Origin of the sequence: Lamprocystis purpurea DSM 4197, from assembly GCF_000379525.1 — a bacterium.
Taxonomy (GTDB): Bacteria; Pseudomonadota; Gammaproteobacteria; order Chromatiales; family Chromatiaceae; genus Thiodictyon; species Thiodictyon purpureum.
The window spans coordinates 14,964-36,329 of the sequence record NZ_KB902528.1; the positions used below are offsets into that span (position 1 = coordinate 14,964).

A 21,366-nucleotide genomic window follows, 5' to 3' on the forward strand; every position below is an offset into this window, starting at 1 on the left:
CGCGATGGGTCCCGCGCGATCTTCAGTAAAGTGTTCATCAGTCGGCCCCTCGGGCGTCCGGTGCTTGATCCGCCGCCGGATGGCTCGCGTCATGCACCAGCCCCAGGTGGATCAGGATCAGCAGGGTTGCACCCACCACCACCAGATAGACCCCGAGATCGAAGGCCATGGCCGAGGCGAGTTCGAAATCACCCAGCGGCCAATGGATGTGCGTGAAGGTCGAGGTCAGGAAGGGATAGCCGAGCACCAGGCTGCCGAGCCCGGTCAGGGTCGCGATGAGCAGACCGGCGCCAATCAGCGGATGCAGGTCGCCGGGCAGGCGCGCGTGGGTCCAGGCCACGCCGTTGGCCAGGTATTGCATGATCAGCGCGACCGCGGTGATCAGCCCGGCGATGAACCCGCCCCCCGGCTGATTGTGCCCGCGCAGCAGGATGTAGACCGAGACCAGCAGCGCCAGCGGCAACAGCAGGCGCACCAGCGAGGCCATGATGGCCGGGTGCAGGTCCGGGTCCCACTGGCGGCCCTGATCGTCACGTGCCGGCCCGGTGAGTTGCAACCCTTCCAGCATGGCGTAGATCCCCAGCGCGGCGAGCGCCAGCACCGTGATCTCGCCCAGGGTGTCGTAGCCGCGGAAATCCACCAGGATCACATTGACCACGTTGGTGCCGCCGCCGCCCGGCAGACTGTTGGCCAGGAACCAGTCGGCGATGGAGGCCTGGGGTCGGGTCAGCACCGCCCAGGCCAAGGCGGCGGCAGCGCCGCCCGCGGCGACCGCCAGCAGCAGGTCGCGGCCGTGGCGGATGCGGCTGAACTCCGCAGGGGTCGTCTGCGGCAGGAAATAGAGTGCGAGCAGCAGCAGGATCACGGTCACCACTTCCACCGACAACTGGGTGAGCGCCAGATCCGGGGCGGAGAAAACCACGAAGATCAGTGAGCAGCCGAGCCCCACGGCCCCCAGCAGGATCAGCGCCGTGAGCCGCTGACGGTGCAGGACGACCACCAGCACCGCCGTGATCATCAGCCCCAAGGCGGCCAGACTGCCGGCCAGGCCCACCGGCAGCAGCGGGCGGGGGCCGGTCAGCGGCACCGCCTGCCCCCACCAGCCGGCGAGGCCGAGCAGCAGCGCGCTCAGCACGAAGAAGAGCAGCATCCGCTGTAACGAACCGCTATCCAGTCGGGCGGTCACCCAGGCGGTCAGGGTGAAGACCCCCGCCACCAGCCGGTCATAGCCCTGGCGGGCCTCGAACCGGCCCTCCACCCGGTCGGCCAGGGCGAACAGGGGGCGGCGGCCGAGATAGACCAGTCCGCCGCCGGTCAGGGCGATGACGCTCATCCACAGCGCTGGACTGAACCCGTGCCAGATGGCGAGATCGTGGTCCGGCAAGGGACCTTGCAGAACCCCGGCAGCCGCCACCGCCAGCAGGGGTTCCACCGTCAGCGCCGGCAGCATCCCGACCAGGATGCAGATGGCCACCAGCACCTCCACCGGCACCTTCATCCAGCGCGGCGGCTCGTGAGGCGTGCGCGGCAGGTCCACGGGTTTGCCGTTGAAGAACACGTCATGGACGAAGCGCAATGAATAGGCCACCGCGAAGATGCCGGCGAAGGTCACCGCGGCCGGCACCAGCCAGCCGAAGCGGTAGAGGCTTGCCACCCCCACGGCCTCGGCGAAGAACAGTTCCTTGGACAGGAACCCGTTGAACAGCGGCACCCCGGCCATGGCCGCCGCCGCCACCATGGCCAGCGTCGCCGTGTAGGGCATGTAGCCCCAGAGGCCGTTGATGCGGCGCATGTCGCGGGTCCCGGTCTCATGGTCGATGATGCCGGCGGCCATGAACAGCGACGCCTTGAAGGTCGCGTGATTGATGATATGGAAGACCCCGGCGAGCGCGGCGAGCGGCGTGCCGATGCCGAACAGCATCGTGATCAGCCCCAGGTGGCTGATGGTGGAGTAGGCCAGCAGGCCCTTCAGGTCATGTTTGAAGAGCGCGATCACCGCGCCGATCACGAGCGTGACCAACCCGGTCAGCCCGACCAGCCAGAACCATTCCGGGGTACCGGACAGGGCGGGGAAGAGCCGCGCCAGCAGAAAGACCCCGGCTTTGACCATGGTGGCCGAGTGCAGATAAGCCGACACCGGCGTCGGTGCCGCCATGGCATTGGGCAGCCAGAAGTGGAAAGGGAACTGCGCCGACTTGGTAAAGGCGCCGAGCAGGATCAGCACCAGCATCGGCAAATAGAGCGGATGGGAGCGGATCCGGTCGCCGGCGGCCAGGACCGCGCTCAGCTCATAGCTGCCGACGATCTCGCCCAGCAGCAGCACGCCGCCGAGCAGCGCCAGCCCGCCCATCCCGGTCACCGCCAGCGCCATGCGCGCCCCGTTGCGGGCCTCCGCGCGCTGATGCCAGTAACTGATCAGCAGGAAGGACGACAGACTCGTCAGTTCCCAGAAGATCAGCAGTTGGATCAGGTTTTCAGACAGCACCAGCCCCAGCATGGAGCCCATGAACAGCAGCATGAAGCAATAGAAGCGTCCCAGCGGGTCCTGCGGCGAAAAATAGTAACGGGCATAGAGCACGATCAGGAACCCGATGCCCAGGATCATCAGGGCGAACAGCAGCCCGAGCCCATCCAGGCGAAAGACCAGATCGAGCCCCACCGCCGGCATCCAGGCGATCCGCTCGACCAGCGTCGCGCCGGCAAAGGTGTCCATGGCGCCCTGGACCAGCCACCCGCCGGCCGCCAGGGTCGCGGCGCCCGCGATCCAGGCGGCGACATTGGGCCCAAGGCGCGCGGCCCAGGCCGCCAGCGCGGCGCCCAGAAACGGGATGATGACACAGAAGACGAGTTGCATGGGGCCGATGGACTCCGGGGCCGCGTGGCCGATCCGCAACAGGCGCGGACCGCTGCCGACCGGTCGGATTCTACCTGACTGGCGCCCTGGGTCGACAGAAACCCTGGTCTGACGACGGAATCACAAAACCCAAGAGCTTTGGTTTGTGCTAGGCTTCGATCATGCCCACCGTCTTGCGTCTCGACCACCTGCGCGTGGTGATCTATCCGAACGATCATCGCCCCGCGCACGTACACATCATCGGCGGTGGCGGTGAGGCGGTCTTCAACCTGCGTTGCCCGGATGGTCCGCCGGAGTTGCGCGAGAACTATGGCTTCTCGCGGCAAGAACTGACGCGCATCCAGGCCGCGCTTGCCGCGGCGCTGACTGCGGCCTGTAATCACTGGAGCATGATCCATGGTCAACCCTGAAGAACTGGAGCGCGCCAATGCCTGTGGCCTGCAACGCCTCGCGGCTGGCCCGGTGGCGGTTTCGGCCCGCTATGACAAACGTGTGCATCGCGTGGTGATCGGCCTGTCCAGCGGCATCGAACTTGGATTCCTGCCGCATGATGCCCAAGGGCTCGAAACGGCCAAACCGACCGATCTGGACCTCATCGAAATCAGCCCCTCCGGCCTGGGCCTGCACTTTCCCAAGCTGGACGCAGACCTCTACCTGCCCGCCCTACTGGAAGGGTTCCTGGGCAGCCGCCACTGGACCGCGGCTCAACTCGGCAAGAAAGGCGGCAGCGTCAAGAGCGCCGCTAAGGCCCAGGCCGCGCGCGCCAATGGGCGCCGCGGTGGCCGACCCAGAACCGCCAGGGCAACCTGACGCCTATTGATCAAGCACACCATCATCGCACAGGAGAGCTTCGCGAATACCAGTTATTGAGCCAACGCTGGTTGGCGGCCAAGGTGTTGATGCGGAGTCGCAGCTACGTATTCCACGAAAACAAGCCGCAGATGGACCACATATTTCCCCTGGCAGGAGGTGATGAAGCGTTTGTTGAGTACAGGAAGACGAAGATGCTGGAAGCGTTGAACCAGCTATACGGCATGCAGGTTGTTTAACGCGAGCTTGGGCTAAGGCACGGAGCCAGCGACCAAAGTGGAAAAGGGGCAGTGCGGCTTGGCAATGTCGCGCAGTCTAGTGGGTGCGAATCCCACTGACGCCCCAGTACGGGATCTTCGGACGATGCGACTCGCGATCGGTTGCGGTTGATCTCATCGGATGCAATACGATTTCGCTATTCGGCGTCCAGGGGTTTGGCAAGAGGGTGAGGGCAACAGAGCGATGGCCGCCGCCATCCGGTGCGCCGTGTTGATCTTGGAATGTGCAGATCTGGCCGGCCTTCCAGGCCGGTCAACGGACGCGCGGCGGCTTGGCCTGTTGCCGGGCGTTAGCCGCAGGTCTTCATGCCGAACAGGGTGTAGGCCGGGCACCAGCTCATGGCGGCGGTGGCCAAGGGCACGATGCCGATCCAGCCCCAGACGCCGATGGTGCCGGTGAAGGCCAGGCCGATCAGGGCGATGCCGGCGACGGCGCGAATGGCACGATCAACGGTGCCGACGTTCTTGGTGATGCTCATGGTGTCGATCTCTGCAAGTTGGTGAATGATTGCCCCGTTCCCTGGGCATGGTGATCAGACTACAGGACGGTGCCGATGGTTTCAGTGACAAGATCACTGAGACCCGCGGCTGAGCCGCTGCAGACCCGGGCGATCCAAGACTTCCAGGGTCGAGCGCCCCAGCCGGACCAGGCCGGCTGATTCCAGCCGCTTCAGGTGCCGTGAGACGACCTCGCGTGCCGTGCCCAGTTCGACGGCGATTTCCTGGTGGGTGGCCGCGATCGGTGCCGGGCCGGCGCGCGCCAGCAGGAAGTCGGCCAGCCGTCGTTCGATCGGCCGAAAGGCGAGTTCCTCCATGCGGGTGATCACCTCGGCGATGCGGCTGCCCAGGTTGGCGAAGACGAAGCGCCGGAAGGCCGGTGCCTCTTCCAGGGCGCGGTCGAAGACCGGCTTGGTCAGCGTCAGGACGCGGACCGCCGTTTCGGTGAAGCCCTCGGCCGGGTAGTTCTCGCCGGAGAGGATGCAGCAGGTGGTGAGTACGCACGCGTGACCGGGCAGCACGCGGTACAGCACGGCCTCGCGGCCGCCCTCGCCGATGACCTGGATACGCACACTGCCGGACAGCACCAGCACATAGTTGTGACAGGGGGCGCCGGCATGGAACATGGGTTGGTCCGGCGGGATGTCGAGCCGCTGAGCACCGTCGATCAGGGCGCGGGTGGCCGGGTCACCAGCCGCCAGGGCGGGGAATAACGGGTGCCAGGCGCTGTCGGTCACCACCGTCCGACCCCCGCGATTCGCCCCCCGAAGTCCTTCATGCCGGCTCGGGCTCCGCCGGCCGCGCGGCCGTCGGACCGGCCTGGAGTGCCTGCGCGACCCGTTCGACCCGTGCCGCGAGATCCGCATCGCGCGGCGCCGGGCCGCACAGATACCAGGCGCGCAGCAGGTCGACCGCGCCGCGCAGGCTGTCGCCTTCGCCCTCGCTCATCCGTTCGGCGAGCCGGCCGACCTGCAGCTTGAGTCGTTCCTGGGCCAAGGCGGGGGGCGAGTCCACCCCGGCGGCGACCTCGAGTTCCAGACACAGCCGGTCCCGCCGAACCCGGTTGAGATCGGCTTGCGTCTGCAATTCGGCGAGCCGCGCCGGATCGGCCGCCGCCGCCAGGGCCGCGTGCCGGCGGGCGTCCAGTGCCGCCTGCTGGTGCCGGTCGGGCAGTTCCGGCAGGGTGGACCAGGTCGGCTCAAGGTCCGCGACCGGCGTGGCCGCGGCCGCCGGGTCGAGTACGGCCTGTTCCAGTGTCTCGCACAGCGCGGCCCGTTGGGCGAGCAGGTCCATTGCCGTGCGTTGCGCCGCCGCCTCGATCTCGGCACGGCGTTGGGCGATCTGGTCGCGCACCTGCTGCCAGCGGCGATTGACGGCCGCGGCGGCCTGGCGCGGCAGCGGGGCGGATTCCCCGTCGCGCCAGCGTTGTTCGAAGTCGCGCAGCCCCGCCGCCAACCGACGCGGGTCGTCCTCGGCCGCCGCGAATGCAAGGGCCTCCGCACAGAGCGCCTCGCGGGCGGTCAGGTTCTCCGCCAGCTCGCTGCGTTGCGCCTGATGCTGGGCTGAACGGCGCTCGAAGACCGCATCGCAGGCCGCGCGGAACTCCTGCCACAGGCGATTCTCATCGCGTTGGCGGGCCGGGACCGTGGTCTGCCACTGGCGCTGGATGGTCTTGGTCTCCTCGATGGCCGTGTCCAGATCGGCGAGCGCTGCCAACTCCTGCACGCGCTTGATCAGACCCTGCTTGAACGTCTGATTGCGTTCCCGTTCCTCCTCGATGCGCTGGTCCAGCGTCCTGATGGCGCGATGGAAGCGGCGCTCCAGCCGGTGCCGCGCGCGCGGCTCGCAGGGGCCGATCAGCGACCAGGCCTGACGCAGTTCGCGCTCCGCGTGCAGGACGCGCTTCCAGTCCACGCGCTCCCAGTCGACTTGGGCGAGGAAGTCATCGAGCTGTTGGCAGACCTGTTCGCGCGCGGCCCGATTGGCTGCCTGCTCCGCCGCCTGGGCCTCGAGTACGGGACGCACGCGCGCGTGCACTGCGGTGCTGGCCTCCTGGAAGCGCTCCCATAAGGTCTGGTTTCCCGGTGAGCCGGACTGATCCAGCTCTTTCCAGTCCGTTTGCAGGACGTGCAGCCGTTCGGCCACGGCGTCCAGCGGCAGATCCTGGTCACGCAGCGCGAGCATGGCCGCGCACAGGGCCTCGCGGTGCTGATCCGCGCCCCAGCGGCGCCAGTGTTGCAGGTCGCGGACCCGCGGGCTCAGTGCCCGCAGGCGCGCGGCTGATGCCGCGGTGGCCTCCTTGGGCAGGCCGCTGGACTGGATGAGGTCCAATGCGGCTTGCAGGCTTTGGTGCAGGGGATCGGCTTTCTTCAGTTCGCCGGCCTCGATCAGGGCCTCGAGTGCGTCGATGCGGGCGGGAAATTCAGCCAGGCGTTGGCGCGCTTGGCGCTGCTGGGTCTGGAGCCGGTTCTCCAGGCGGCTCGCCAGGTCATTGAAAGCGGACGTTTCGGCGGCGGCCAGGTCAACGGGCAGCCCCTCGCACAGGGCGCGGCCTTGCTCGATCAGGGTGCGGGTTTGGACCAGGTCGAGCAGCCTGCTGTCCTGCATGAGGCGCTCGGCCTTGGCAAGGGTGCCGCGCAGTCGCTCGCGCTGCTTGTTCAGTCGCAGTAGCGACTGTTCGATCACTTCGGCGGCCTGCAGTTGTTGGTTGAACCGCCGGTCGAATCCCGCCTGCTCGCCGTCGGGCAGGGCCTCCAGACTCGCCCAGGCGACCGTCAGCCGTTCCCGCGCCGCGCCGATCTGGTCATCGGCGGCGAGCGCCGCGAGCTGTGCTGCCTCGGCAATCAGTGCCTCGCGCTCGACGCGCAGCGCGACCCGCGCCTCCTGTGCCGCGAGCTGGGCGGCGTTGGCGGCGCGGTAGTTGTCGAAGGCCGTGATGAAGCGCTCACGGGCGGCGGTATAACGGGCGCCGTCGGCGGGGTCCGCCTGGGGCGCGATCTCGGCCCACTGGCGATCCAGGTGCTCCAGCAGGGCGCGGTCCGCCGTCCACTGCTGCAGGTGACCCAGCCGTTCGGCTCGCTCGCACAGGTCGGTGCATAAGGCGTGGATTCGCTTGGGTTCCTCCTCGCGTGCGGTGATCCGGCGGAGTTTCTCACGGGCCGTGCGGTACACCGCCTTGTCCTTCTTGCCGATGGCTCGCGCCACCTGTTCCAGCGCCTGCCGGTCCTCGAGCCGGGCGACGGCCGCGCCGCGATTACCGGCCGCGGTGTCGCGCAGGGCGCAGTCCGCGAGCACACCCGGCGTACCGACCCGGTCGATGGCGGCGCGCCGCACCTCGGGCTCCTTCCCGTCACGGGCCAGATGCTCCAGGAGCCGCGGGTCCGCAACCAGGGCAACATCCGCGAGCCGGTCGGCCAGTGACAACTCGGCCTGATCGGCGCCGCTCAACAGGTTGCGGTAACGCACCGCGGCGAGTTCACGCACGCCGACGTCGTCGTCCTGGGCGAGAATGTCGCGCAGATGCTGGAGGCTCGTCAGGCGCCGGACCGCGTCGAGGCGAACGGCGCGGTCGCCATGGCCGCGCGCAAGCTCCAGGAGATCTTCCGGGCTCGTCTTTTTTTCCGCAGCCGGGCGGTGTTTTTTCAGAAAGCGATCGAAAAACATCAGCAATCAATCCGCGTGTCTTCCCGTGGCCGGTCATTGTACCCGAGCGGCCACACGGCGTTAGGATTACCCACGCGAAAATGGGCGGGATCGAGTGGGTTTCGCAGGATTTGCAGGTGAAGTCGTTGCCAGGTAGCATTCTCCGATCGTGTTGATCCGATGATGTTGTCCGCACCCGCGCGGGCGACTCTGCACTGGTACCCCGCCATGACCGCTGCCCCGTCGTCGGCGCGCGCGACCCGGTCCGTGCGACGCCTGTGGCTCGCCGGGTCGGTTTTGGTGGTGGGCCTGGCGCTTGGGGTTGCCGCCACCCTGTTTCATCGATCGCAGATGCAGCATCTGCGCGCAGCGGTCGATCGTGACCTCGCCACCATCGGCGGCTTGACCGCCCAGCGGATCGTCGCCTGGCGTGCCGAGCGTCTTGCCGACGCCGGGGTACTGACGGACAGCCTGCTCCTGAGCGACGCGATTGCCCGCTGGCGTGTCGCGCCGGATGAGACCGTCGCTGAATCGCTGCTCACCCACTTGCGGGCGCTGCAGCGGCGCTATGGCTATCAGGATGTGGTGCTGTTGGACCCGGATGGACGGGTCGCGCTGAACCTGACCGGTGCCGACTGCTCAGACCCGGGTGAGGAAACCGCCGCGCTGGGGTTGGCGCTGCGGATTCGGCAGCCGGTGCTGACCGACCTGCACACCAGTCCAGCCTGTCCATTCCCTCATTTGAGTGTCATCGCCCCCGTGTTCGAGGCGGTGTTCGGGGATGCGGACCGGGACGCCCGGCCGCTCGGCGCGATCGAGTTGCGCATCGATGCCCGCGAGTCACTTTATCCGCTGCTGAGTGGTTGGCCGACCCCCAGTGTCAGTGCGGAAAGCCTGCTGGTCCGCCGCGACGGCGACGACGTGCTGGCCCTGAGTCCTTTTCGGCATCAGGCCGGCGCCGCGCTCGTGCGGCGCGCACCGCTCAGTCATACCGAGTTACCGGCGGTCAGGGCAGTGAGCGGGGCGACGGGCGCCTTGGAGGGTCGGGATTACCGGGGGGTCGAGGTCGTCGCGGCAGTCCGACCGGTGCCGGAGTCGACCTGGTTTCTGATCTCCAAGATGGACAGTGCCGAGGCCTTCGCCGCCGGCCGACAGCGTGTGAATCTCACCCTGACCCTGCTGCTGAGCGGGCTGGGCGCCCTCATTCTGATCGCTTTGGGACTCCGGCAGCGTCAGGAGAAAGCGCGTTATCGCGCTGCCGCACGCGCATCATCGGCCGAGATCGCGTTCCGCCGCACACGCGAACAGGAGATCGAGCGTCTCAGTCGCCTCTATGCAGCACTCGGCCAGGTGAATCAAACCCTGTTGCGCAGCACGACGCGCGATCAGCTCTTTTCATCGATCTGTTCGATCCTGGTCGATACCAGTCGGTTCGCCATGGCCTGGATCGGCTGGGTCGATGCGCAGACGCACCGGATTGTGCCGGTGGCGTCCTCCGGTGATGACACGGGTTATCTGGACAGTATCGTCGTGTATGCGGATGATCGCCTGGAAGGCCGGGGCCCGACCGGCACGGCGACGCGCGAGGATCGCGTCATTGTCTGTGCGGATTTCCTCTCCAATTCGAGCACCCTGCCCTGGCAGCAGGCGGGGCAGCGGGCGGGTTGGGCGGCCTCGGTCAGCCTGCCGATCCACTCCGCCGGCCGGGTCGGCGGCGCCCTGACCCTGTATGCGCGACAGCCGGGCCTGTTTGGTGACGAGGAGGTCGCCTTGCTGGAGCAGGCCGCCGCGAATCTGTCGTTCGCGCTGGATGCACTCGATCGGGAGCAGCAGCGCCGGCAGGCCGAACAGGAACTGCAAGAGGCCTCCGACCGCTATACCCGGATGCTCGACACGACGAGCGATGGGTTCTGGCTGGTCGATATCGCCTCGGGACAACTCCTGGATGTCAATGCGGCGGCGGTGCGGATGAGCGGCTACTCACGTGATGAACTGCTCGCCATGCGCATTACCGACCTGGACCTCACGCATGACTCCGCTGCTGTGGACACGCATAACGCGCATATCTTTGTACAGGGTTTCGATCGCTTCGAGACGCAGCACCGCACCCGTGACGGCCGCATCATCGATGTGGAGGTCAGCACCATGCCCGATGCGCAGTCCCGAACCTTCCTGGCCTTCCTGCGCGACATCACACAGCCCAAGCAGGCGGAGCGTGAGATTCGCTCACTCAATACCGAGCTGGAGACCCGGGTCGCTCAGCGGACCGCCGAGCTGGGCGCGACCAACGAGGAATTGCGCGCGATTTTCGATTCGGCGAGCGTGGGCATCGTGCTGACGCGTGATCGCATGATCATCCGCTGCAACCGCAGGCTGGAAGAGATCTTTGGTTGTGCATCAGGCGCGCTCGATGGGTCGCCGACCCGCATCTGGTATCCGGATGAGGCGAGCTATATCGCGGTTGGCAAGGAGATTTACGGGCAGTTGGCGCATGGGGAAATGCACATTCAGGAGGTCCGGTTCGTCAAGCAGGACGGTACCCTGTTCTGGGCACGGTTGCGGGGTCGCAAACTCGATCACGACGCCGCCGGGACGAGTGCGTTGGCGATCATTGAAGACATCACCGCCGAACGCGACGCCTATGAGCGCCTGCGTCAAGCCAAGGAAGCCGCGGAAGTGGCGACGCGTGCCAAGTCCCAGTTCCTGGCCAATATGAGTCATGAAATCCGCACGCCGATGAACGCCATCATCGGATTGACGCATCTGTTACTCACCATGGACCCCAATCCCGCCCATCGGGAAAAGCTGGGCAAAATCACCCATGCATCCCGGCACCTGTTGCAGATCATCGACGACATTTTGGATCTTGCCAAGATCGAAGAGCAGCGGCTGGTCCTGGAAGAGACCGCGGTCGATCTGGAGGCCGTGATCCGGCACGTCTGCGCACTGGTTGGCGAGAAAGCCTTCGCCCGCCGGTTGGAACTGGTCGTGGATTTGGACCCGGCCGTGGCCGGGGCGCCACCGCTGTGCGGCGATCCGACCCGCCTGGCCCAGGTGCTGCTGAACTTCCTGGGGAATGCGGTCAAATTCACCGAGCGGGGCGCGATCCAGTTGCGGGTGCGGATGATGGAAGATGGCCCCACGGATTGCGTGTTCCGCTTCGAGGTCCAGGATACGGGCATCGGTATCGCCCCCGAACATCTTGATCGACTATTCGAGGCGTTCGAGCAGGCCGACACGTCCATCACGCGCCGTTTCGGCGGTACCGGCCTGGGTCTGACCATCAACCGTCGACTGGCCCGCTTGATGGGCGGCGAGGCGGGCGTCGACAGCCAGCTCGGCGTGGGCAGCACCTTCTGGTTCACCGCCCGGCTCGGCAAGATGACCGGGGCGATCCATCATCCGCGGCGTCCAGTCGCGCTGCGGGGCTGGCGGGCGTTGGTGGTGGATGACCAGGCCGAGGCGCGGGAGGTGTTGGCCGCCATCCTGTCCGCCTGGGGGGTGGAGGTGACGGCCGTGGACTCCGGTGAGGCCGCGCTCGAGCAAATCGCGGGTGACACGGCACACTATGACCTGATTCTGCTGGACTGGCGGATGCCGGGACTGGACGGCATCGAGACCGCGCGGCGCATCACCAGCCCGCCGCTGGACCGCCTGCCCATCTCGCTGCTGCTGGTCACGGCGTATGACGATGCGAACCTGCGCGACAGCGCACGGGAGGCCGGTTTCGCGTCCGTACTGATCAAGCCGGTCACGCCGTCCGATCTGCATGACGCGCTGAGCCGGATCCTCGCGGGGACCGCACCGGTCGAGCCCCCAATGAGTCTGACGCGCTCCGCCGCCGCGGCCTTGTCCGCGATCCACCGCGGGACCCCGGTGCTCCTGGCCGAAGACGACCTGATCAACCAGGAGGTGGGTCGGGAATTGCTGCGGGCCGTCGGCCTGGAGGTGGCGATCGCCAACAACGGCGCCGAGGCGCTCGCCATGGTTCAGCGCGGAACCTATGCCCTGATCCTGATGGATATGCAGATGCCGCAGATGGACGGTCTGACGGCGACGCGGGCGATTCGGGCTTTGCCGGCCGGGCAGACACTGCCGATCCTGGCCATGACCGCCAACGCCTTCGCCGAGGACCGCGAGCGTTGCCTGGCGGCGGGCATGAACGACTTTATCGCCAAACCGGTCGATCCGGCCACGCTCTACGCGACCCTGCTGAACTGGTTGTCGCCGACGCCGCAGGGAGCGGCGCGCATTCTGTCCCTGGACACTGATGGATCGGATGAAGGTGCGCAACCATCCGCTGAGCGGCACGCGGCAGGCGAATCGGCGCCTGACAGCGCCGTGGACACGCCTGTCAATGAACCCGCGGCGGCGAGCGCGGTCACCCTGACCACTGGTCCGGTCGGGGTGCTCGATCTCACGCGCGGACGCGGTAACTTCGGCGATGTCAGTGTCTATCATCGGTTGTTGCGGCGGTTCGCCGAGTCGTACCGCACGGCGGGTCATGAGTTGCGGGACCTGATTGCGCACGGCGAATTGAGCGCCGGTGCCGGTCTGGCCCACAAGCTGAAGGGTGCCGCGGGGACCCTGGCGCTGAGCGAGGTGGCGCGCCGCGCCGCGGTGATCGAGCAGGACCTCAAGTCGGAGCGCGCGTCCACGCAGCATTGGGCCGGGCTTCAGGACGCGCTCGACGCCGCGGTTGACGCGATCGGGCGGGTCGCCGGTGAACCGGCCGAGGTCGCCGCCCCGAGCCCCGCCTTCATCGATGTCGATGCGGTCAGTCGATTGATGCAGGCCGTGTTGCGCGCGCTCGATGCCGACAACCCGGATCCGGCCGAGGCCAGTCTCGCCGCATTGGACCAGGCGCTGCCGGGCGATCCGCTGCGCGGCGTGCGCGCGTGCGTCGACGCATTCGACTTCCGCGCCGCGGAGGCGGAGGTGCTGCGGGTGGCGCACGAACTGGGGATTCCTCTTGATAACGGATTAACGGATCGGAAATAAACTAAACAACGACCGAGACGCACAAATGTTCCTCAATAGACTTGTTTCGCTTATTAGTGAACGATTGCTCAATCCACTGGAGCGTCAGTATGTCGATTAGACCCATCCTCTGCGTGGATGACGAGCCCGCCAATCTGGCCTTATTGCGAGAGACTCTGAAAGACACCTATACGCTGGTGTTTGCACGCAGCGGAGCGGATAGCCTCGCGGCGGTTGCGAAACACCAGCCCGCGCTGATCCTGCTCGATGTGCAGTTGCCGGATATCGACGGCTATACCGTATGCCGGCAGCTCAAGGCGAAGGCCGAGACCGCGGACATCCCGGTGATCTTCGTCACGGGTCAGGCGCGGGAGGTCGATGAACAGGCTGGTTTCGATGCCGGCGGCATTGATTACATCACGAAGCCGGTACGCCCGTCGATCGTCAAGGCGCGGGTCCGGGCACACCTTTCACTGGTTCACACGAGTCGACTCGAAGAAGCGTATCGCGATGCCGTCTATATGCTCGGTGCCGCCGGCCATTTCAATGATTCCGATACGGGCGTGCACATTTGGCGAATGGCTGCCTATAGCCGCGCGCTGGCCAAGGCCGCAGGTTGGGAGCCGGAACGCTGTGCCCTGCTGGAGCTGGCCGCGCCAATGCACGATACAGGAAAAATCGGTATTCCCGCGGCGATTCTGAAGAAGCCGGGAAAACTGGATGCCGGCGAATGGGACATCATGAGAACCCACACCCTCATCGGTCACCAGATCCTGAGTCGCAGCCACGCACCGGTTTTTCAATTGGCCGCCGAGGTGGCGCTAGGTCACCACGAACGCTGGGACGGCGGTGGTTATCCGCAGGGCCTGATCGGCAGTGAGACTCCCGAGTCGGCCCGTATCGTCGCCCTGGCGGACGTCTTCGATGCCTTGTCGATGAAGCGTGCCTACAAGGACAGTTGGTCGATCGACCAGATCGTGGAAAATCTGACAGCAGGCGCCGGGCATCATTTCGACCCGCGGTTGGCGCGCCTGTTCATTGCCATCCTGCCGGAAATCCTCAGCCTCAGGAACCAATGGGAGGCACGGGACGGCGACGTCCTCGCCTGGTCCCAACACCTGCCCGTCTGACGATGGAGCGACTGCCCGGCCAAGCCCCGTCGTCGCGGGATTTTGTCGTGTCACGGCGCTGATTACTCGTTATTAAGCCTTTGCAAGGCATCTTTGATTGTCTGTGCAGGTATGTTGCGTAACCCCATGATATTAAATTGGCGCGGCGCGAGGCGACCTGGTGCGCAACGATATCCACCGGGCCCGCGAATCGCGTGAATCTGGCACAAATGAAATGAGTTTTGACACGGTGCCGGTTTTGAGTTAAACCATTACATATAGCGAAGCATTGCTTTCAGCGGCGAGAACCGGGAATGACGCAATGCAGCAATTCCCTGGTAATGATGCAATGCAGCAATCGGCAATAATGCTGCAATGCACAATTCGCTGCGATGGTATCATAGGGCAATCGAGTGTAATTGATGCATTGCAGCAATCGTCCGACATCGATGCAGTGCGGTCATTTAACTCACCCGCATCGGGGTTTGATCTTAGGGAATACCCGTAGATGCGGACAGGCGGCGGCACGAAGCCAAAGAGGGTCGGACACGACACGTCACTGGAGATTTTTACTTCCGGTGGCGCTAGTCAACTAACAACGAAGAGGACAATTCATGTACACCTTAGATGGCTACCGTAGCACCCACTCGGAGTTGCGCCAGACGATCGATGACCTGCGCTCGATTCTCACCATGGAGCAACTGCGGATACGCCCCAACGCTAAGACCGCATATGAGTTGTTGTGCGACTTGGGCGAGCGCGTGCGCAGACACTTGGCCGAAGAGGATCGCGGGATTTACCCCAGCCTGCTGATCCACGACGACCCGAAGGTCAAGTCCATCGCCTGGGGGTTCATCAGCGGTGAGCGGCCGTTACGGCAGACGTTCGACGACTACTACACGCGCTGGCTGAAGACTTGCGATTTCAATTTCAGCAGCGAGTTCCTGGCCGAGACCCACGAGGTGTTCGACCTGGTTGCGCAACGCATCGATAGCGAAGAGCGGGTCCTCTTCCCCAAGCTCGTCGAAATCGGCATGTTCAACGACGTGCGTGCGTAAGTCAGGCCTCACCGGCAGCGCGGACCTTATCATCAAGGACGGCGGCCACCGCGGCCGGTTCGCTCGGCAGTGACACCCCAGCGGCTGCTGCCAGCAGCATCAGCACGGCAGCGAACGGGCTGCCGGGTGTGGCCGAGGGTTTTGTTTCAAGACACTGCTCGTAAATTTGCCCCAGCCGACGGACGAAGCGGCGACCGATGTCGCTGATGAGCGGCACTGGCCGCGGCGACGGCAACTGCGGCGAGACGGGTGTGGAGTGGACGGGCATGCGCGCGATGGCGACGCTCATCCGCTCCAGTTCCTCGCGCAAGGCGTCAAAATAGCCATCGTCATAGGTGCGCTGGAAGCGGTCGCAGGCGCGCAGCGCGGTGCCGATCGCGGCCCGCTCGGTGTCACCCAGGCCACGCAGTTGCGCTGCCAGGGTGTCGGCAGCCGCGACAATCTCCTGCAAGGTCGGATTTGACCGCGCTTGCGCGGTCGGCGGTTCGATGGTGATTGGGGGTGGTGCCGCCTCCGGCTCCGTCCTGAGCGCGGCCTGACGGAACTTGGCCAGATCATAGGCAATCGCGGAAACGAAGAGCGCATGGCTCTCGGCATCGCCGATTGCCGCCGCGATCAAGGGCGCGAGCAACGCCTCGCGTTGTGCGTCGCTCAGACGGTAAGGTTCCAGGAAACGCGCTTTCGGTGGACGCGGCGCGGCAGTCTCTTCCGGGGGATCCGACGGCGGCGAATGGGCGCGAACCCATTGCCCACGCCGGTCCCCATCTGTTGCGTTGGCAGGACCCTCGGTGGTTGCTTTGCGCACTCAGAACGCCGCATCCCACCGTCCGCCGCCCCGGCTGGCCGTTCCGACGAACGGGTTGGTTCGGCGCTCCTGCCCGAAGGTGGACATGGGCCCATGGCCTGGGATGAAGCGGACCTCATCCCCCAAGGGGAAGAGACGTTCGGTAATGGACGCAATCAGGTCCCGGTGGTTCCCGCGCGGGAAATCGGTACGTCCGATCGACCCCTGAAAGAGCACATCACCGACCTGGGCGAGGCCGCCGGCGGCGTGATGGAAGACCACATGGCCGGGGGTATGCCCTGGGCAATGCAGGACATCCAGGGTCGCCTCGCCGACCGTGACGGTGTCGCCCTGCGTCAGCCACTGGTCCGGTTCGAAGGCCCGGACCGGCGGCATCCCGAACATCTCACATTGTTCCGGCAGTGCGTGGATCAGGAAGGCGTCGTCGCGATGGGGGCCGGTGATCGGCAGCGCGAGCTGTGCGGCCAGGTCCCCGGCGGCGCCGACATGGTCCAAGTGTCCATGTGTCAACAGGATGCGTTCGGGCGTGAGTTGCAGTTCCTCGATCAGGGCCAGGATGCGCGCGGCCTCCCCGCCGGGGTCGATGATCGCCGCGCGGCGCGTGCGTTCGCACCAGATCAGCGTGCAGTTCTGCTGGAAGGGGGTGACGGGGAGGATGCGGAAGTCCATATCAGGTGCGCAGGAAAGTGTAGAGCCGGTCCTTGAGGGCCAGACGCTCTTTTTTCAGTTCTTCAATGGTCTCATCGGCGACCGGGATGCCGAGTTCCTCGAGTTGGCGTACCCGGGCGTCGAGGTCATCGTAGTCGGTCATCAGATGTTCGAAGACCGGGTTGGCAGCGCGCATGCTCGCGATTTTGCCCGTCAACTCCGGAAATTCGTGCAGCAGGTCATGGGGTTCACCAAGCATTTGATCCGTGCCTCTTCACGTGGATGGCCGCCGCAAGATACGGCGGTGAGCCGCTAGTTTACCGCAGGGTGACGCGGCGGAAACAGCTTGGTCACATCGGACTCGGCAAGCAGGCCGCCGCGCGATCACTTGGCGTTCGCATCCATCTGTTTGACGACCTCGTCGGTGATGTCGGCGGACTTATCCATATAGATGAGTCCTTGGAGGCTGCGTTCCACGACCATGCCGATCTTTTTCTGTTTGGCGACGACCTCCACGGCCTTCTGGGCCGAGACCAAGACCTCGCGGCCCCGCTCTTGCTGGGCCTTCAGTAACTCTTGCTGAAAGGGTGCGGCCGTCTTTTCGAACGCCTCGATGCGCTTCTTGAGTTCCGTCTCTTTTTTTGTGAGTTGGTCCTTGCTCATGAGCGCGGCCTCCCGCGCCAGACCGGCCTGGAGTTGCTTGATGGCCTGCTCTTCCTCGCCGAGCGGTTTCGCCTTAGGCTCGAACTCCTTGCGCAGTTGCTCCTGAACCTTGCTGCCCAGCTTGCTTTTTTCGATCACTTGCTGCATGTCCACAAAGCTGACATCGGTCGCTTGGGCAGCCGCCAGCGGAAGGATAAAAATCAATAAAGATAATAGGATGCGATTTTTTGGCATGACGCGGGCTCCGGGCTGTTGCGGGTGGATCGGAATGCCGGCGGTGACGGGTTGCTGCCGACAGGTTGCGAGAGTGATGGTCGCGCCGGATTCTAACAGGATGTGCGAGGGGACCTGATGGTCGCGTTGGTGTGGACCGGGGAGCCGGTGCGGGTGACTGGTCGCTACGGCTCCGCCTTGCGCTTCGCGCCGCGCTATTGGATGCTTTGCGTCTTCGGGGCCGCGCAGGCCTCCTTCAGTGAGTGGTGGCATCGTGGGTAACTCGCTTCAGGAACAGTTGCTGAAGGCCGGTCTGGTCAGTGAGCAGCGGATCAAAGACGTGCGCACGGATAAGCGCAAGACGGTCAAGCAGACCGGCAAACGCACCCCGCCGGCCGAGGATCCGGCGCGCCAGGCGGCCGAGCGGGCGCGGGCCGAGAAGGCGGCCAAGGACCGCGAGCTCAATCGCCAGCGTCAGGACGAGGCGCAGCGGCGCGCCCGCGAGAACGAGACCCGCCAGCTCATTCATACCCACCGGGTGGTGCGCGAGGGCGGCGACCTGGCCTACAACTTCACCGACGGGACCAGCCTGAAGCGTCTCTATGTGAACAAGGACCTGCACGCCCGGCTGGTGGACGGGCGTCTGGCGGTGGTGCGGCAGGACGCCTTCTACGAACTGGTGCCGGCGGAGATCGCGGTGCGCGTGCGCGAGCGCGATGCCAGCCTGGTGCTGGTGCACAATCAGCCGGCGAAGCAGCCCGAGGTGGATGATCCTTATGCCGAGTTCCAGGTGCCGGATGATCTGATCTGGTAGGTGTTCTCCCTCGGAGCTCGCCCATGGCGCTGATCGACACCCACTGCCATCTGGACGTTGCCGAGTTCGACTCGGACCGGGCGGCCGTGCTCGCCCGGACCCGCGCCGCCGGGGTGACCGGACTGGTGATCCCGGCCATCCATCGCGCGGGCTGGCCGGGGCTGCTGGCCTTGTGCGCCACGGCGGCGGATCTCTATCCGGCGCTGGGATTGCACCCGGTCTATCTGGATCAGCACCAGGATGCCGATCCGGCCGCACTGGAGCGGGCGATTGCCGACGCCCGTCCGACGGCCATCGGTGAGATCGGACTCGACTATTTTGTGCGGGAGCTGGATCGCGACCGCCAGCAGGCGCTGTTCGAGGCCCAGCTCGCGATTGCCCGGGCGGCCGGCCTGCCGGTGTTGCTGCATGTGCGCAAGGCCCACGAGCAGGTGCTGGCGACCCTCAAGCGCATCCCGGTGTGCGGCGGGATCGCCCATGCCTTCAGCGGCGGGAGCGAAGAAGCGCGCCGCTATCGCGACCTGGGCTTCGCGCTCGGCTTCGGCGGGATGCTGACCTTCGAGCGGTCCAATAAGCTCCGGGCCATGGCCGCGGCCTTACCTGTCGCGTCCATCGTGCTGGAGACCGATGCCCCGGATTTGACCGTCGCCGCCCACCAGGGCGAGCGCAACAGCCCGGAATACCTGCCGGACGTGCTGGCCGCCTTGGCCCAGGTACGCGGTGAGGACCCGCGGCGGTTGGCGGAGCAGACCACCGCGAACGCCGCCGCCGTGCTGGGGTTGCCCGTTGATTGATCCACCTATGCTCGTTCAGCCGCCAATGAATCAAGTGAACTTTCCATGACGGACATCCTGCTCGAAGTCGAGCGCCTCACCACCGACATCGGACCCGCCGACACCGCGGCACGGGTGGTCGACGGGCTGGATCTGACCCTGCGCGAGGGTGAGACCTTCGCCCTGCTCGGCGAATCCGGCTGCGGCAAATCCATGACCGCGCTCTCGCTGATGCGTCTGCTGCCCCCCGGCGGGCGAATCAGCGCCGGAGCAGTGCGGCTGGCGGACACCGACCTCCTGCGCCTGACCGAGGCGCAGATGCGCGGCGTGCGCGGCGGCCGCATGGCGATGATCTTCCAGGAGCCCCAGACCTCGCTGAACCCGGTGCTGACGATCGGCGAGCAGATCGGCGAGGCGGTGCGCGTGCATGAGGGCCGGCCGGCCCGCCTGGTGGAGGAGCGGGTGCTGGAACTGCTCGACGCGGTGGGCATTCCCGACCCGGCGCGGCGCATCGCCGAGTACCCGCATCAACTCTCCGGCGGCATGAAACAGCGGGTCATGATCGCCATGGCCCTGGCCGGCGACCCGCAACTGCTGATCGCCGACGAGCCCACGACGGCGCTCGATGTCACCATCCAGGCCCAGGTCTTGCGGCTGCTGAAAGAGTTGCAGCAGAGCACCGAGATGGCCGTGCTGCTCATCACCCACGATCTGGGCGTGGTGGCCGAGACTGCCGATCGGCTGGCGGTGATGTATGCCGGCCAGATCGTCGAGACGGCAAGCGTCGCCGAGTTCTTCGCCGCCCCCGCCCATCCCTATAGCCGCCGACTGATGGACAGCCTGCCCAGCGCCGCCAAGCGAGAAGCCAGGCTCGCCGTCATCCCCGGTCGGGTGCCGCCGCTCGACCAGACCTTCGTCGGCTGCCGGTTTGCCGCGCGGTGTGCCGATGTGTTGCCGGAATGTCGCGGCCAGGTCCCCGAGTGGACGGTGCTGGGACCGGGGCACGGGGTGCGCTGTCACCTGTGGTCGGGTGACAGGTCCGGGATCGCGGCGCTGACCCTGATCCCCCCGCCGGCCGAGCCGCTGCCGGCGGTCGGGCCGGAGGGCGCGGCGGGTCTGCTCGAAGTTCAGGACCTTGCCGTGCATTTCCCCATCCATCGCGGTGTCTTCCGCCGCGTCGTGGGGCAGGTGCGGGCGGTGGACGGCGTCTCGCTCAGTCTCCAGGCCGGCCGCACTCTGGCCCTGGTCGGCGAGTCCGGTTGCGGCAAGACCACGGCCGGCCTGGGGCTGCTGCAACTCATACCGCCCACCGGCGGCTCGGTGCGCTATCTGGGCCGGGAACTGCGCGGCCTGGGCTATTGGCGGATGCGGCCTTTCCGTAAAGACTTGCAGATCATTTTTCAGGACCCCTTCGCCGCCATGAACCCGCGGATGCTGGTCGGCGACATCATCGGCGAGGGCTTACAGGCGCTGGGCATCGAGCGGAGTCGGGCCGGGCGCATGCAGCGGGTGGCCGAACTGCTGGATTTGGTCGGCATGGCCCCGGAAGCCGCGGACCGCTACCCGCACGAGTTTTCCGGGGGCCAGCGCCAGCGACTGTGCATCGCCCGCGCGCTGGCGGTGGAGCCCAAGCTCATCGTCTGCGACGAGCCCACCAGCGCACTGGACGTCTCGGTCCAGGCGCAAATCCTGAACCTGCTGAAAGACCTGCAAGACCGGCTCGGCCTCGCGTATCTCTTCATCACCCACAACATTTCGGTCGTCTCCTACCTGGCCCATGAAGTCGCCGTCATGTATCTGGGCCGGGTGGTGGAGCGGGGTCCGGTCGATCAGGTGCTGGACGACCCCCGGCACCCCTACACCCGCGCGCTGCTCTCAGCCGTGCCGGTGGTGGACGCGGCCAAGCGCCGTGCGGTGATTCGTCTGGAAGGTGATATGCCGTCGCCGGCCAACCCGCCGACCGGCTGCTACTTCCATCCCCGTTGTCCGGAGGCGATAGCGGAATGCAGTCGGGTCTATCCGGGGGAGACGCGCTTAGGCGCTGACCGGATCGTGCACTGCCTTCGGGCAGCCGAAAACTCCGTTCCAGCGTAACTTGCAGCGTCATTCCGGCAGCAGTTCCAAATTTGGGTGGCCGCCGCCAACAGGCTGTCGGCAGCGAGGCTGATGGTGGATGCGCTGCGCTTATCCACCCTACAAAACCGGCTCCATTGTAGGGTGG

Annotated in this window: 17 protein-coding genes; 9 read left to right on the top strand and 8 right to left on the bottom strand. The window is 66.1% G+C overall.

Annotated elements, in window-relative coordinates:
• Positions 1 to 37 precede the first annotated feature (37 nt).
• Positions 38 to 2,854 (bottom strand): monovalent cation/H+ antiporter subunit A, encoded by a 2,817-nt coding sequence (locus A39O_RS0123735; protein ID WP_020507162.1) that lies wholly within the window; start codon positions 2,852 to 2,854, stop codon positions 38 to 40.
• 161 nt (positions 2,855 to 3,015) lie between these two features.
• On the opposite strand from A39O_RS0123735, the gene A39O_RS0123740 reads away from it, so the two are divergent.
• Positions 3,016 to 3,264, top strand: a complete 249-nt coding sequence (locus A39O_RS0123740) for a DUF4160 domain-containing protein (RefSeq protein ID WP_020507163.1) — start codon at positions 3,016 to 3,018, stop codon at positions 3,262 to 3,264.
• A complete protein-coding gene (locus tag A39O_RS0123745) occupies positions 3,251 to 3,664 on the top strand; it encodes a DUF2442 domain-containing protein (RefSeq protein WP_020507164.1) in 414 nt (137 codons plus the stop codon). Before A39O_RS0123740 ends, A39O_RS0123745 begins: the two co-directional genes overlap by 14 nt.
• 568 nt (positions 3,665 to 4,232) lie before the next feature.
• Here A39O_RS0123745 and A39O_RS0123755 read toward each other — a convergent pair.
• From A39O_RS0123755 to A39O_RS0123765, 3 genes are all read right to left on the bottom strand, one after another.
• The gene (locus tag A39O_RS0123755; protein ID WP_020507166.1) at positions 4,233 to 4,421 is read right to left on the bottom strand and encodes a YgaP family membrane protein; all 189 of its coding nucleotides are present in this window, start codon (positions 4,419 to 4,421) and stop codon (positions 4,233 to 4,235) included.
• Positions 4,422 to 4,514: 93 nt separating this feature from the next.
• Positions 4,515 to 5,177 carry a Crp/Fnr family transcriptional regulator gene (locus A39O_RS0123760; protein WP_040528616.1) on the bottom strand — a complete coding sequence of 221 codons (663 nt, stop codon included), beginning with the start codon at positions 5,175 to 5,177 and terminating at the stop codon, positions 4,515 to 4,517.
• 37 nt (positions 5,178 to 5,214) lie between these two features.
• Positions 5,215 to 8,103 (bottom strand): DUF349 domain-containing protein, encoded by a 2,889-nt coding sequence (locus A39O_RS0123765; protein ID WP_020507168.1) that lies wholly within the window; start codon positions 8,101 to 8,103, stop codon positions 5,215 to 5,217.
• 207 nt (positions 8,104 to 8,310) lie between these two features.
• Here A39O_RS0123765 and A39O_RS37055 point away from each other — a divergent pair, with 207 nt between their 5' ends.
• The 3 genes from A39O_RS37055 to A39O_RS0123780 all read left to right on the top strand — a co-directional run bounded on the left by A39O_RS37055 (position 8,311) and on the right by A39O_RS0123780 (position 15,229).
• Entirely contained in the window at positions 8,311 to 13,083 is a 4,773-nt protein-coding gene (locus tag A39O_RS37055) for a response regulator (RefSeq protein ID WP_169338485.1), read from the top strand.
• 89 nt (positions 13,084 to 13,172) lie between these two features.
• Complete coding sequence (locus A39O_RS0123775; RefSeq protein WP_026199699.1) at positions 13,173 to 14,192, top strand: response regulator; 1,020 nt, start codon at positions 13,173 to 13,175, stop codon at positions 14,190 to 14,192.
• A gap of 593 nt (positions 14,193 to 14,785) precedes the next feature.
• On the top strand, positions 14,786 to 15,229 hold the full coding sequence (locus A39O_RS0123780) for a hemerythrin domain-containing protein (RefSeq protein ID WP_020507171.1): 444 nt from the start codon (positions 14,786 to 14,788) through the stop codon (positions 15,227 to 15,229).
• Between the two features lies 1 nt (position 15,230).
• Here A39O_RS0123780 and A39O_RS34880 read toward each other — a convergent pair whose 3' ends face one another.
• The 4 genes from A39O_RS34880 to A39O_RS0123800 form a co-directional block, all read right to left on the bottom strand.
• Positions 15,231 to 16,034 carry a hypothetical protein gene (locus A39O_RS34880; protein ID WP_020507172.1) on the bottom strand — a complete coding sequence of 268 codons (804 nt, stop codon included), beginning with the start codon at positions 16,032 to 16,034 and terminating at the stop codon, positions 15,231 to 15,233.
• Positions 16,035 to 16,703: an MBL fold metallo-hydrolase gene (locus A39O_RS0123790; RefSeq protein WP_020507173.1), complete on the bottom strand. Its 669-nt coding sequence runs from the start codon at positions 16,701 to 16,703 to the stop codon at positions 16,035 to 16,037.
• A 1-nt stretch (position 16,704) separates the two neighbouring features.
• Entirely contained in the window at positions 16,705 to 16,941 is a 237-nt protein-coding gene (locus tag A39O_RS0123795; RefSeq protein ID WP_020507174.1) for a YdcH family protein, read from the bottom strand.
• A gap of 125 nt (positions 16,942 to 17,066) precedes the next feature.
• Positions 17,067 to 17,579, bottom strand: coding sequence for an OmpH family outer membrane protein (locus A39O_RS0123800; RefSeq protein WP_026199701.1), 513 nt, complete (start codon positions 17,577 to 17,579; stop codon positions 17,067 to 17,069).
• A gap of 117 nt (positions 17,580 to 17,696) precedes the next feature.
• Between A39O_RS0123800 and A39O_RS41870 the strand changes: the two genes are divergently transcribed.
• Genes A39O_RS41870 through A39O_RS0123820 form a run of 4 tightly spaced genes read left to right on the top strand, consistent with a single transcriptional unit; the run spans position 17,697 to position 21,239 of the window.
• Positions 17,697 to 17,840, top strand: coding sequence for a hypothetical protein (locus tag A39O_RS41870; protein ID WP_020507176.1), 144 nt, complete (start codon positions 17,697 to 17,699; stop codon positions 17,838 to 17,840).
• On the top strand, positions 17,833 to 18,372 hold the full coding sequence (locus A39O_RS0123810; protein ID WP_020507177.1) for a DUF2058 domain-containing protein: 540 nt from the start codon (positions 17,833 to 17,835) through the stop codon (positions 18,370 to 18,372). The genes A39O_RS41870 and A39O_RS0123810 overlap by 8 nt, the downstream gene beginning before the upstream one ends.
• Positions 18,373 to 18,395: 23 nt before the next feature.
• Positions 18,396 to 19,166, top strand: a complete 771-nt coding sequence (locus tag A39O_RS0123815; protein ID WP_020507178.1) for a TatD family hydrolase — start codon at positions 18,396 to 18,398, stop codon at positions 19,164 to 19,166.
• A gap of 45 nt (positions 19,167 to 19,211) precedes the next feature.
• Positions 19,212 to 21,239, top strand: coding sequence for an ABC transporter ATP-binding protein (locus tag A39O_RS0123820; protein WP_020507179.1), 2,028 nt, complete (start codon positions 19,212 to 19,214; stop codon positions 21,237 to 21,239).
• The last annotated feature ends 127 nt before the right edge of the window (positions 21,240 to 21,366 follow it).